This is a genomic window from Micromonospora sp. NPDC048868 (genome assembly GCF_043198195.1).
GTDB classification, from domain to species: Bacteria; Actinomycetota; Actinomycetes; order Mycobacteriales; family Micromonosporaceae; genus Micromonospora; species Micromonospora reichwaldensis.
In genome coordinates, this window is the sequence record NZ_JBICUN010000026.1 from 1 (window position 1) to 11,927 (window position 11,927).

At 71.1% G+C, this 11,927-nt stretch carries 13 protein-coding genes; 8 read left to right on the forward strand and 5 right to left on the reverse strand.

Annotated features, from left to right (window positions below; genetic code table 11):
- The first annotated feature begins 147 nt into the window (after positions 1 to 147).
- From ACGFNF_RS28050 to polA, 8 genes are all read left to right on the forward strand, one after another.
- Positions 148 to 1,098, forward strand: a complete 951-nt coding sequence (locus ACGFNF_RS28050) for a branched-chain amino acid ABC transporter permease (protein ID WP_132236441.1) — start codon at positions 148 to 150, stop codon at positions 1,096 to 1,098.
- Positions 1,095 to 2,204 (forward strand): branched-chain amino acid ABC transporter permease, encoded by a 1,110-nt coding sequence (locus tag ACGFNF_RS28055; protein WP_393171782.1) that lies wholly within the window; start codon positions 1,095 to 1,097, stop codon positions 2,202 to 2,204. The genes ACGFNF_RS28050 and ACGFNF_RS28055 overlap by 4 nt, the downstream gene beginning before the upstream one ends.
- Positions 2,197 to 3,042, forward strand: coding sequence for an ABC transporter ATP-binding protein (locus ACGFNF_RS28060; protein ID WP_393171784.1), 846 nt, complete (start codon positions 2,197 to 2,199; stop codon positions 3,040 to 3,042). Before ACGFNF_RS28055 ends, ACGFNF_RS28060 begins: the two co-directional genes overlap by 8 nt.
- Positions 3,032 to 3,742, forward strand: coding sequence for an ABC transporter ATP-binding protein (locus ACGFNF_RS28065; protein WP_357579255.1), 711 nt, complete (start codon positions 3,032 to 3,034; stop codon positions 3,740 to 3,742). The genes ACGFNF_RS28060 and ACGFNF_RS28065 overlap by 11 nt, the downstream gene beginning before the upstream one ends.
- A gap of 33 nt (positions 3,743 to 3,775) precedes the next feature.
- Positions 3,776 to 4,687: an ABC transporter substrate-binding protein gene (locus tag ACGFNF_RS28070; protein ID WP_393171786.1), complete on the forward strand. Its 912-nt coding sequence runs from the start codon at positions 3,776 to 3,778 to the stop codon at positions 4,685 to 4,687.
- Positions 4,688 to 4,689: 2 nt separating this feature from the next.
- Positions 4,690 to 5,670 (forward strand): amino acid ABC transporter permease, encoded by a 981-nt coding sequence (locus ACGFNF_RS28075; protein ID WP_393171788.1) that lies wholly within the window; start codon positions 4,690 to 4,692, stop codon positions 5,668 to 5,670.
- 53 nt (positions 5,671 to 5,723) lie between these two features.
- Positions 5,724 to 6,476, forward strand: coding sequence for an amino acid ABC transporter ATP-binding protein (locus tag ACGFNF_RS28080; RefSeq protein ID WP_393171877.1), 753 nt, complete (start codon positions 5,724 to 5,726; stop codon positions 6,474 to 6,476).
- Positions 6,477 to 6,586: 110 nt separating this feature from the next.
- Positions 6,587 to 9,286 (forward strand): DNA polymerase I, encoded by a 2,700-nt coding sequence (polA, locus tag ACGFNF_RS28085; RefSeq protein WP_393171790.1) that lies wholly within the window; start codon positions 6,587 to 6,589, stop codon positions 9,284 to 9,286.
- Between the two features lie 165 nt (positions 9,287 to 9,451).
- On the opposite strand, the gene ACGFNF_RS28090 is transcribed toward polA, so the two are convergent.
- The 5 genes from ACGFNF_RS28090 to ACGFNF_RS28110 are packed head-to-tail and all read right to left on the reverse strand — an operon-like array spanning position 9,452 to position 11,873.
- Positions 9,452 to 9,817: a MerR family transcriptional regulator gene (locus tag ACGFNF_RS28090; RefSeq protein WP_393171792.1), complete on the reverse strand. Its 366-nt coding sequence runs from the start codon at positions 9,815 to 9,817 to the stop codon at positions 9,452 to 9,454.
- A gap of 47 nt (positions 9,818 to 9,864) precedes the next feature.
- On the reverse strand, positions 9,865 to 10,614 hold the full coding sequence (locus tag ACGFNF_RS28095) for an SDR family NAD(P)-dependent oxidoreductase (protein WP_393171794.1): 750 nt from the start codon (positions 10,612 to 10,614) through the stop codon (positions 9,865 to 9,867).
- Between the two features lie 50 nt (positions 10,615 to 10,664).
- Positions 10,665 to 11,015, reverse strand: coding sequence for a DUF3140 domain-containing protein (locus ACGFNF_RS28100; protein ID WP_132236459.1), 351 nt, complete (start codon positions 11,013 to 11,015; stop codon positions 10,665 to 10,667).
- On the reverse strand, positions 11,002 to 11,223 hold the full coding sequence (locus tag ACGFNF_RS28105) for a DUF2945 domain-containing protein (RefSeq protein ID WP_311413586.1): 222 nt from the start codon (positions 11,221 to 11,223) through the stop codon (positions 11,002 to 11,004). Before ACGFNF_RS28105 ends, ACGFNF_RS28100 begins: the two co-directional genes overlap by 14 nt.
- A 47-nt stretch (positions 11,224 to 11,270) precedes the next feature.
- Entirely contained in the window at positions 11,271 to 11,873 is a 603-nt protein-coding gene (locus ACGFNF_RS28110) for a Uma2 family endonuclease (RefSeq protein WP_393171797.1), read from the reverse strand.
- Positions 11,874 to 11,927: the final 54 nt, after the last annotated feature.

Consider the following 11,927-nt stretch of genomic DNA (forward strand, 5'->3'; position numbering starts at 1 on the left):
GGGGGGGGGGGGGGGGGGGGGGGGGGGGGGGGGGGGGGGGGGGGGGGGGGGGGGGTGGGGGGGGGGGGGGGGGGGGGGGGGGGGGGGCCGCCCCCCCCCCCCCCCCGCCCCACTTTTCTCTCCAGACCCTGATGGAGTGTCCCTTCATTGAACTTCGACGACCTGTTCTCCAACTTCGGGACATACACGACGACCGGCCTGACGCAGGGTGCGATCTACGCCCTGGTCGCGCTCGGCTACACGCTGGTCTACGGCGTGCTGAGACTCATCAACTTCGCCCACTCCGAGGTCTTCATCGCCGGCGCGTTCGCGGCGATCTGGACCTGGAACGGCTTCGGGCTCGACCAGAACTCGCAGGTCAGCGGCATCGGGTCGATCATGTTCTACCTGCTGGTGGCGATGATCGTCGCGGCGATCGCCTCCGCCGGCACGGCCACCGTGATCGAGCGGGTGGCGTACCGGCCGCTGCGTAAGCGCAACGCGCCACCGCTGGCCTTCCTGATCACCGCGATCGGCGCGTCGATCGCCATCTCCGAGGCGTTCGGCATCTGGACCCGCCGCCGCCCCGAGGGCGCCCCGATCCTGGTCAGCCAGGAACCGCTGTTCCACGTCTTCGGCGTGCCGATCGACGGGGTGCAGCTGCTCACCCTCGGCGCCGCGCTGGTGATGATGATCGCGCTGGACCTGTTCATCAACCGCAGCCGGGTCGGTCGCGGCATCCGGGCGGTCGCCCAGGACGCCAACACCGCCGCGCTGATGGGCGTGAACAAGGACCGGATCATCCTGATCGTCTTCATCGCCGGCGGCAGCATGGCCGGCGTCGCCGGCCTGCTCTACGACGTACGGATCCAGACCCTCACCTACAGCGTCGGCTTCCTGCTCGGCCTGAAGGCATTCACCGCCGCGGTGCTCGGCGGCATCGGCAACCTGCGCGGCGCGCTGCTCGGCGGCCTGCTGTTGGGCTTGATCGAGAACTACGCCTCCGGTCTGTTCGGCAGCGAGTGGAAGGACTTCGCTGCGTTCGCGCTGCTGGTGGTGCTGCTGATGTTCCGGCCGACCGGTCTGCTGGGTGAGTCGCTGGGGAGGGCACGGGCATGACGACCGTTCTGGAGAAGGTGCGCTCCGGCCGCGAGGCGGCCGGGGAACGGTGGCGCGGGGCGCCCCGCTGGGTGCGCTGGGCGCTGCTGGCCGCGGTGATCGTGTTCTTCTACGCGCTGCCGAACAAGGAGTTCTACCAGTACCTCGGGCCGATCCCGACCCCCGGTGCGAACTTCACCCAGGTGATGTTCACCGTCTCGATCTACGTGCTGCTGGCCGTCGGTCTGAACATCGTGGTCGGCTTCGCCGGCCTGCTCGACCTCGGCTACTTCGGCTTCTTCGCCGTGGGCGCGTACACCGTGGCGGTGCTGACCTCGCCGAGCAGCAACCTCAAGACGCTCTGGCCGTGGCTGCTGGCGGTGCCGGTGGCGATCGCCCTGACGATGGTCTCCGGCGTGATGCTCGGTACGCCGACCCTGCGGCTGCGCGGCGACTACCTGGCGCTGGTGACGCTCGGCTTCGCCGAGATGATCCGCATCGGCGCGGTCAGCTCGGAGTTCCTCCGGGGGCAGCGGGGCTTCAACCAGATCCCGCACCCGCCGGGCGAGTTCGCCGACGGCAAGCCGGTCTTCGGCGTGCTCGACGCCCGGCCGTACTACTGGCTGGTGCTCACGCTGATCATCCTGGTGGTCATCGGGGTGCGGAACCTGACCCACAGCCGGGTCGGGCGCGCCTGGATCTCCATCCGGGAGGACGAGGACGCGGCGCAGCTGATGGGCGTGCCGACGTTCAAGTTCAAGCTGTGGGCGTTCGCTGCGGGCGCCGCGATCGCGGGCCTCGCCGGCGCGCTCTTCGCGGGCAAGCAGAACTTCGTCAACTCGCAGAACTTCGAGCTGCTGAACTCGATCATCATCCTGGCCGCGGTCATCTTCGGCGGCTCGGGCAACATCGTCGGCGCGATCGTCGGCGGTGGACTGGTGGCGTACATGATCGAGCGGTTCCGTGGCATCGAGGTGCTGGGCGTCGAGCTGTACGAGTACCGGTTCCTGTTCTTCGGCCTGGTGCTGGTGGTCATGATGATCTTCCGGCCGGAGGGTCTGATCCCCAACCGACGACGTGCGGCGGAGTTCAAGGATCGTCGCAAGGAGGTGACCGTCGGTGAGTGACACCGAGCAGACGCCGGTCGTTCCGGCGCAGGCCGGCGCGCCGGCCGTGGAGGCGGTGCCCACCCGGGAGCCGCTGTTGGAGGTCGACAAGGTCACGCTGCGCTTCGGCGGCGTGGTCGCCCTGAACGAGGTGGACTTCACCCTCTACAAGGGCGAGATCCTCGGTCTGATCGGCCCGAACGGCGCCGGCAAGACCACCTGCTTCAACGCCATGACCGGCATCTACCAGCCCACCGAGGGGCAGATCCGGTTCCGTGGCCAGAAGGTCAGCGGCAAGAAGCGGCACCAGATCACCAAGATGGGCATGGCGCGGACTTTCCAGAACATCCGCCTGTTCCCGGAGATGACGGCGCTGGAGAACGTCCTGGTGGGCGCGGACGCGCACAACAAGACGAGCGTCATCTCCGCGCTGTTCCGCCTGCCGCGGTACTGGAAGGAGGAGCGCGAGAGCCGGGAGAAGGCCGAGCGCCTGCTGGAGTTCGTCGGCGTCCGCAATCGGATGCACGAGTTCGCCCGCAACCTCTCCTACGGCGAGCAGCGGCGGTTGGAGATCGCCCGCGCGCTGGCCACCGACCCGGTGCTGCTCTGCCTGGACGAGCCGGCCGCCGGCTTCAACCCGGCGGAGAAGGAGGAACTGCTCCAGCTCATCCGGCAGATCCGGGACACCGGCGTGACCGTGCTGCTCATCGAGCACGACATGCGCCTGGTCATGGGCGTCACCGACCGGATCGTGGTGCTGGAGTTCGGAAAGAAGATCGCCGAAGGGCTGCCCGCCGAGGTGCGGGAGAACCCGAAGGTGATCGCGGCGTACCTGGGGGTGCCGGACGATGCTGCTTGAGATCGACGATGTGAGCCTGCTCTACGGGCGGATCCAGGCGCTGCACGGCATCAGCCTGACGGTGGACGAGGGCGAGATCGTCGCCCTGATCGGCGCCAACGGCGCCGGCAAGTCGACCACGATGCGGGCGATCTCCGGGATCCGGCCGGTCGCCAGCGGCAGCATCCGGTTCGACGGTGAGGACATCACCAAGCTCCGGGCGGACCTGCGGGTCCGGCGGGGGCTGTGCCAGGCGCCCGAGGGCCGCGGGATCTTCCCGGGCATGACGGTGCTGGAGAACCTCGACATGGGCGCGTACACCCGGCGCGACCGGGCCGGCATCGCCCAGGATCTCGACCGGGTGCTGGGCCTCTTCCCGCGCCTGGCCGAGCGGCGCAAGCAGCAGGGCGGCACCCTCTCCGGCGGCGAGCAGCAGATGCTGGCCGTCGGGCGGGCGCTGATGAGCCGGCCGAAGCTGCTGCTGCTCGACGAGCCCTCGATGGGTCTGGCGCCGATGCTGATCCAGCAGATCTTCGACATCATCGTCGAGATCAACCAGCAGGGCACCACCGTCCTGCTGGTCGAGCAGAACGCCCAGCAGGCGCTGGCCCGGGCTCACCGGGCGTACGTGCTGGAGACCGGCGTGATCGTCAAGAGCGGCACCGGTGCCGAGCTGCTGCACGACCCGGCGGTCAAAGAGGCCTACCTCGGCGTGGCCTGACCGGCCGTCACCCCTCATCGCAAGGAGTACCCCATGTTCCGCATCAGTGGTGGCCGCCGGGCCGCCCTCGGCGCCACCGGCGCCGCCCTGCTCGCCCTCTCGTTGGCCGGCTGCGGCGAGAAGGAGAGCGCCGAGCAGCCCGGCGCCGGCCCCAGCGTCACCGCCGCCGCCGACTCGGCGCTGGCCGCGAAGGTGCCCGACGCCATCAAGGCCGACGGCGTGATCAAGGTCGGCACCGACTCGACGTACGCCCCGGCGGAGTTCCTCGACGCCGACGGCAAGACGGTGGTCGGCTTCGACATCGAGCTGTTCAACGCGGTCGCGCAGAAGCTCGGCCTGAAGGCGGAGTACGAGTCGGCGCCGTTCGACGCGATCCTGCCCGGTGTCGGCTCCGGCAAGTACGAGGTCGGCGTCTCCTCGTTCACCATCAACGCCGACCGGATGAAGACCGTCAACATGGTCAGCTACTACTCCGCCGGCACCCAGTGGGCGACCAAGGCCGGCAACCCGGCCAAGGTCGACACCGAGAACGCCTGCGGCAAGAAGATCGCCGTGCAGGTCGGCACCGTGCAGCTCGACGACATCACCGCCCGGTCGAAGAAGTGCACCGACGCCGGCAAGCCGGCGATCACCATCGACCAGTACCAGGCGCAGAGCGACGCCACCGCCGCCGTGGTCAGCGGCAAGGACGACGCCATGCTGGCCGACTCCCCGGTCGGCGCGTACGCGGTGAAGCAGAGCAACGGCCAGCTGGAGCTGCTCGGCGACATCTACGAGTCGGCCCCGTACGGCTACGCGGTGAAGAAGGACCAGGCCGCGTTCGCCGAGGTGCTCAAGGAGGCCGTCGCGGCGGTCATCGCCGACGGCTCGTACGAGGGCGCGCTGAAGAAGTGGGGCGTCGAGGGCGGCGCCATCACGACCCCGGCACTGAACCCGACCAGCTGACCATGTCGGTCGGAACAGACACACCCGAACGGGCACGGCCGGAACCCATCCGCGCCGTGCCCGTGCGGCATCCCGGGCGGTGGGTCGCCGTCGCCGTGATCGGGGTGCTCGTGGCCATGTTCGTGCACCTGCTGGTGACGAACAAGGCGTTCAACTGGTCGTTCATGGTCGACGAGATGTTCCGCCCGCCGATCATGGCGGGGGTACGCGGCAGCCTCGCACTGCTGCTGACCGCCATGCTGATCGGCATCGTGCTGGGCGTCGTCATCGCCGTCATGCGGCTGTCGGAGAACCCGATCCTGCGCGGCGTCGCCTGGGCGTACACCTGGTTCTTCCGGGCGGTGCCCCGGCTGGTGCTGGCGATCCTCTTCGGCAACCTGGGCATCCTCTGGGCGCGTATCGAGTTCGGGCTGCCCTTCGACCGGCAGATCGGCGCCCTGTTCGGGGTCGACGACTTCGAGGCGCGGCTGTTCGGCTTCTCGGCGGTGGACATCCTCACCGGCTTCGTCGCCGGCATGCTGGCGCTGGGCCTGTCCGAGGCCGCCTACATGGCGGAGATCGTCCGGGCCGGCATCCAGTCGGTCGACGAGGGGCAGACCGAGGCCGCCCAGGCGCTGGGCATGCGGCGAGGGCAGATCCTGCGCCGCATCGTGCTGCCGCAGGCCATGCGGGTGATCGTCCCGCCGACCGGCAACGAGACCATCGCCATGCTCAAGGACACCTCGCTGGTGGCCTTCGTGCCGGTCTCCACGGAGCTGTTCTTCCAGCTCAGGGCCGTGAGTAGCCGCACCTACCAGGTCGTCCCGATGCTGGTCGCGGCGACCATCTGGTACCTGCTGCTGAGCAGCGTCCTGCTGGTCGGGCAGTACTACCTGGAGCGGAACTTCTCCAAGGGCGTCGGGCGCAGCGGGCGGGCGAAGACCAGGCTGCGGGCGATCACGGCGGAGAGCGGCGGCACGACCGGGAAGGCGGACGGCGCATGACCGAGCTGACGGTGCCGGCACCGGCTGGCGGGGCGGCGGTGGAGTCCGCGCCGATGGTCCGGGCCGAGCAGGTGCACAAGTCGTTCGGGTCGATCGAGGTGCTCAAGGGCATCGACCTGGAGGTCCGCAGCGGCGAGGTGTGCTGCCTGCTGGGTCCCTCCGGCTCCGGCAAGTCGACGTTCCTGCGCTGCATCAACCACCTGGAGAAGATCAACGCCGGCCGGATCTGGGTGGACGGCGACCTGATCGGCTACCGCGAGCGCGGCGGCAAGCTGCACGAGATGCGGGAGAAGGACGTCGCCGCCCAGCGCCGGGCGATCGGCATGGTGTTCCAGCGGTTCAACCTCTTCCCGCACATGACCGCCCTGGAGAACGTCGCCGAGGCGCCGGTGCAGGTGGGCCGCGAGAAGAAGGCCACCGCCCGGGACCGGGCCGCCGCGCTGCTGGAGCGGGTGGGGCTGGGCGACAAGCTCGGCAACTACCCGGGTCAGCTCTCCGGCGGGCAGCAGCAGCGGGTCGCGATCGCCCGGGCGTTGGCGATGCAGCCGAAGCTGATGCTCTTCGACGAGCCCACCAGCGCGCTCGACCCGGAGTTGGTCGGCGAGGTGCTCGACGTGATGAAGGACCTGGCGCGCGACGGTATGACGATGATCGTGGTCACCCACGAGATCGGCTTCGCCCGCGAGGTCGGCGACTCGCTGGTCTTCATGGACGGCGGCGTCGTGGTCGAGTCCGGCGTACCCCGCGAGGTGATCGCCAACCCCCGGCACGACCGGACGAAGGCGTTCCTGGCCAAGGTGCTCTGAGCGGTACGTCGGCGCGCCCCACCCCGGGCCGCGCCGGCGTCCGCCCCGGGCCGCGCCGGCGTCCGTGCCGGTGTCCCGGAGTGTCGGAGCGGGCGGCTAGAGTCGCTGCCGTGACAGCTACGACGCCGCGCCTGCTTCTCGTCGACGGACATTCCATGGCATACCGGGCGTTCTTCGCCCTGCCGGTGGAGAACTTCTCCACCACGACGGGGCAGCCGACCAACGCGGTCTACGGCTTCACGTCCATGCTGATCAACGTGCTGCGCGACGAGCAGCCGACGCACATCGTCGTCGCCTTCGACGTCTCCCGCCGCTCCTTCCGCACCGAGAAGTACGCGGAGTACAAGGCCGGCCGCAGCGAGACCCCGACCGACTTCAAGGGCCAGGTGAGCCTGGTCAAGGAGGTCCTCGCGGCGCTGCGCATCCCGGTGGTGGAGAAGGAGGGCTTCGAGGCCGACGACATCATCGCCACCCTCGCCTGTCAGGCCCGCGACCAGGGCATGTCGGTCCTGATCAGCAGCGGCGACCGCGACGCGTTCCAGCTCGTCGGCGACCAGATCACGGTGCTCTACCCGCGCAAGGGCGTCTCGGACCTGGCCCGGATGGACCCGGCGGCGATCGAGGCGAAGTACGGCGTCCCCCCGCAGCGCTACCGCGACCTGGCCGCCCTGGTCGGCGAGACCAGCGACAACCTGCCCGGCGTGCCCGGCGTCGGGCCGAAGACCGCCGCGAAGTGGATCAACACGTACGGCGGGGTCGACGGGGTCGTCGCGCGGGCCGACGAGATCAAGGGCAAGGCCGGCGACAGCCTGCGCGAGCGGCTCGCCGACGTGATCCGCAACTACGAGATCAACTGCCTCGTCTCCGACCTGGAGCTGCCGCTGCGCCCCGAGGACGCGCGGTGGGAGGGGTGGGACCGCGAGGCCGTCCACCAGGTCTTCGACACCCTCGAGTTCCGCATCCTGCGCGACCGGCTCTACCAGTACCTGGAGGCGGTGGAGCCGGAGGCCGAGTCCGGGTTCGACCTGACCGGCGAGGTGCTCACCGAGCCCGGGGCGCTCGCCGGGTGGCTGGAGACGCACGCGCCGGCCGACACCCCGGTGGGCGTGGCGGCGAAGCTCGACACGGGCCCCAACCGCCGGCACACCGCCTCGGTGACCGGGCTGGCGCTGGCCACCGCCGGCGGTGCGGCGGCCTGGTGCGATCCCGCCACCCTGGAGCCGACCGACGAGGCGGCCCTGGCGGCCTGGCTGGCCGACGCCGGGCGGCCCAAGGTGCTGCACGACAGCAAGCCGGCGGTGCTGGCGTTCGCCGCGCACGGCTGGCGCCTGGAGGGCATCCTCCGCGACACCCAGATCGCCGCCTACCTGGCCCGCCCCGACCAGCGTTCCTACGACCTGACCGACCTGGCCCTGCGCTACCTGCACCGCGAGCTGCGGGTCGACGCCCCGGAGACCGGCCAGCTCACCCTGGAGGGGCTCGGCAACGACGGCGAGGCGGAGCAGAACCTCATGCTCCAGGCCCGCGCCACCCTCGACCTGGCCGACGCGATCGACGCCGAGCTGTCCCGCGACGGCGAGCAGTCGGCGCGGCTGATGGCCGGGGTGGAGCTGCCGCTGATGCGGGTGCTCGCCGGCATGGAACGCACCGGCATCGCCGCCGACACGCACTACCTCTCGGAGCTGGAGGCGCACTTCGCCGCCGAGGTGAAGGCCGCCGCCCAGGGGGCCTACGAGTCGGTCGGCCGGGAGTTCAACCTCGGCTCGCCGAAGCAGTTGCAGGAGATCCTCTTCGGCGAGCTGGGCCTGCCCAAGACCAAGAAGATCAAGACCGGCTACACCACCGACGCCGACGCCCTGCAGTGGCTGCACGCGCAGAACCCGCACCCGGTGCTGGCCCACCTGCTGCGCCACCGCGACGTGGCGAAGCTCAAGACGACCGTCGACGGGCTGCTCAAGTCGGTCTCCGACGACGGCCGCATCCACACCACGTTCAACCAGACGGTGGCGGCCACGGGGCGGCTCTCCTCCACCGAGCCCAACCTGCAGAACATCCCGATCCGCACCGAGGAGGGGCGCCGGATCCGCCGCGCCTTCGTGGTGGGGGAGGGCTACGAGTGCCTGCTCACCGCCGACTACAGCCAGATCGAGATGCGGATCATGGCGCATCTGTCGTCGGACGAGGCGCTGATCGACGCGTTCAACTCCGGTGCCGACTTCCACGCCGCCACCGCCTCGTCGGTCTTCGAGGTGCCGGTCGGCGAGGTCACCGCCGACCAGCGGCGCAAGATCAAGGCGATGAACTACGGCCTGGCGTACGGGCTGAGCGCGTTCGGCCTCTCCCAGCAGCTCGGGATCACCGCCGAGGAGGCGCGCGGGCTGATGGAGAACTACTTCGCCGGTTTCGGGGGCGTGCGTGACTACCTCCAGGAGGTCGTCGCCCGCGCCCGGCACGACGGCTACACCTCCACCATCCTGGGCCGCCGCCGCTACCTGCCCGACCTGGTGAGCGACAACCGGCAGCGCCGGGAGATGGCGGAGCGGATGGCGCTCAACGCCCCCATCCAGGGCTCGGCGGCCGACATCATCAAGGTCGCCATGCTGCACGTCGACACGGCGCTGCGCGAGGCGGGGCTGCGTTCGCGGATGCTGCTCCAGGTGCACGACGAGTTGGTCTTCGAGGTCGCCCCCGGCGAACGGGAGACCCTGGAGGCGCTGGTGCGGCGGGAGATGGGCGGGGCGCACCCGCTGTCGGTGCCGCTGGAGGTCTCCGTCGGCGAGGGCCGGGACTGGAACAGCGCCGACCACTGACGGGCGCCGTCCCGCCGCGCGCCCACCACCGGGCCCTGCCCAGCGGGCGCCGTACCGCAGCGCGCCGGCATCGGGCCCTGCCCGCGGAGGGCGGCAGGGCCCGCGTCGCGTCGAACGGTGCGGGACGGCCGTGGTCGGGGCAGGGGTGGCGGGTCCGCGTCGTCGTCAGGCGTCTGGGACGGCCCTGCCCGCCGCGCGCAGGGCCGCCGCCAGCCGGTCGCGTACCGCCGTCTGTGCGGCGATGCGGGCGTCGAGCACCGCGAGGCGGTCCAGGGCGACCCGGACGCCGGCCGGCGCGGGCGGGGCGGCGGCCACGTCCCCGTCCAGGCAGGGCAGGAACGTCCGCACGTCGTCCAGCGTCAGGCCGGCGGCCAGCAGGTGACGGATGTTGCGCACCCGCCCCACCGACCGCCCGTCGTAGATCCGGTAGCCGTTGTGGGCCCGCCGGGAGTCGAGCAGTCCGTGCCGCTCGTAGTGCCGCAGCGCGCGCGGGGTGGCGCCGGTGGCCTCCGCCAGCTCGCCGATCAGCATGGTCCGCACCTCCGGGCACCGTTCTACCAGTGCGGCGGGCGACGCCGTCACGCGATCACGGCGCCACCGTCGACCGGCAGCACGACGCCGGTGACGAAGCCGGCCGCCGGGTCGGCGAGGCACCGGATCGCCCACGCCACCTCCTCGGGACGCCCGACGCGTCCCAGCGGCGTCCGCGCCACCTGCCACCGGCGGACGTCGGCCTGCTGCTGCGGCGTCAACCCCTGGTGCGCGCCGATCGGGGTGTCGACGGCGCCGGGTGCCACCGCCACCACCCTGATCCCGGACGGCGCGAGCTCCACCGCCCAGCTGCGGGTCAGCGAGTCGAGGGCGGACTTTCCGGCCGCGTACAGCGAACTGCCCGGCCAGGCCCGCGACCCGACCGACGTGGTGACGTTGACGACGACGCCCCGGCTGTCGGTCAGCGCCGGCACCGCCGCCCGGGTGAGCAGGAGCGGCGCCACCAGGTTCGTCGCCAGGTGACGCTCCACGGTTTCGGGGGCGAGCGAACCGAGCGGACCGCCGCCGGCCACGCCCGCATTGTTGACCAGCACGTCGAGGCGGCCGTGCCGCTGCGTGGCGGTGCCGACGATCAGCTCCGCGGCGCCGGGGGCGGTGACGTCGACGACCAGCGGTTCGATGCCGGGGTGACCGGCGGCGGTCTCCGCCAGGGGCGCGGCCCGTCGGCCCACCGCGACGACGTACGCCCCCTGGGCGCTGAACCCACGGGCGGTGGCCCGCCCGATCCCGGTGCCCGCACCGGTGACGACGACGATCCTGCGTTGCGCTCGACTCATGGTGCGGATCGTCGGACCCTGCCGTCAGTGGCAGGGTCAAGCGACCGGGCTCAGCGCTTCAGGGGGTCGTGGCCCCAGTTCATCAGCGACCAGCGCCACTTCGTGTCGCGGACGTCGCCGGAGGGGCGCTGCGCCATGTGCCGGCGGACGTAGCCGACGACCTTGCGCATGTGCCGGTAGTCGCCCTCGGAGAGCTCGGCACGCTTGCGCCGCAGCAGCTCGATGATCCTGCGGCCCGACTCGTGCCCGACCGACTCGCCGCCGCCGGAGCGCCCACCCTTGTGCCAGCCGACCTGCTTCGACTCGTCGGTCTCCAGCCACGTCGACAGCTCGGCCGGCTTCATGTTCACCGCCTCGGTGAACTCCCGGTAGGTGTCCCGGCCCTCGTCAGCCCTGCTCATGGCGCAGCACCTCCGGTCGGTGTGCGACGTCCCGCCCCGAGTCGTCGTTGCGGATCCGGTACTGCGGGTCGTCCGGTGACGCGTTCACGGCGTGCCCGCGTACGTGCGTCCGTTCGGTGATCTTCTCCTTGACCACGCCGTACGCCCGGCCGCTGTGGCTGGCCCAGGAGACGTGGTCACCGCTGCGGAACTCGCTCTGCTCGGCCATGCGACGCGGGTACCCGGCGTCGATGCCCCGAAACGACGGCCCGCGGGCTACGGCGTGATGTCGGCGATCGGCAGCTTGATCGCGAATGGTTCGACCAGCTCGATCAGCTCCGCGCTGTCGGAGATCAGTTCGTACTGTCGCTCACCGGCCGGCCCGAGCCGATCGCCCCGCCGGTAGGCGTAGAGGTGGACGGGGTCCTGTTCGATCCGCCAGTAGTAGGGGATGCCGGCGGCGGCGTACTCGCCGGGCTTGGCGAACCGGTCGGTGCGGCGGGTGCCGGGCGAGACGATCTCCACCGCGAGTACCACGTCCTCCGGCCGCAGCAGGGACCGGCCGGACGGCACCTCGGCCTGTCGCAGCAACACGTCCGGCTGGCGGCTGGTGTTCGTGTTCAGCGCGACGCCGACCGCCTGGGCGACCCGCAGGTGCCCGGGCGTGTGCTGCAACAGCCAGTGCGCGAGCAGCAGAGAGATGTCCTGGTGGCCCAGGGTGGGGGAGGGTGTCACCTGGATGACTCCGTCGACGAGTTCGACGCGGGGGGCGTCGTCCGGCAGGTTGAGCAGGTCCTCCAGCGTGTAGTCGGCACGCTGCTGCCGGATCGGGTCCGGACACCATGGGCCAGGTGGTGTCGCGATCGGCTCGGCGCTCACCGGCTCAGCGTAACCCCGCCGGCCGTGGCGGACGTCGCACCGGCTGTCCGTCGC

Excerpts from the sequence above, each read along its gene's own strand:
- ACGFNF_RS28065 (WP_357579255.1), top strand. The coding sequence starts at position 3,032 with ATGCTGCTTGAGATCGACGATGTGAGCCTGCTCTACGGGCGGATCCAG.
- ACGFNF_RS28105 (WP_311413586.1), bottom strand. The coding sequence starts at position 11,223 with ATGGCCGAGCAGAGCGAGTTCCGCAGCGGTGACCACGTCTCCTGGGCC.
- ACGFNF_RS28055 (WP_393171782.1), top strand. The coding sequence starts at position 1,095 with ATGACGACCGTTCTGGAGAAGGTGCGCTCCGGCCGCGAGGCGGCCGGG.
- ACGFNF_RS28075 (WP_393171788.1), top strand. The coding sequence starts at position 4,690 with ATGTCGGTCGGAACAGACACACCCGAACGGGCACGGCCGGAACCCATC.
- ACGFNF_RS28080 (WP_393171877.1), top strand. The coding sequence starts at position 5,724 with ATGGTCCGGGCCGAGCAGGTGCACAAGTCGTTCGGGTCGATCGAGGTG.
- ACGFNF_RS28100 (WP_132236459.1), bottom strand. The coding sequence starts at position 11,015 with ATGAGCAGGGCTGACGAGGGCCGGGACACCTACCGGGAGTTCACCGAG.
- ACGFNF_RS28070 (WP_393171786.1), top strand. The coding sequence starts at position 3,776 with ATGTTCCGCATCAGTGGTGGCCGCCGGGCCGCCCTCGGCGCCACCGGC.
- ACGFNF_RS28095 (WP_393171794.1), bottom strand. The coding sequence starts at position 10,614 with ATGAGTCGAGCGCAACGCAGGATCGTCGTCGTCACCGGTGCGGGCACC.
- ACGFNF_RS28090 (WP_393171792.1), bottom strand. The coding sequence starts at position 9,817 with ATGCTGATCGGCGAGCTGGCGGAGGCCACCGGCGCCACCCCGCGCGCG.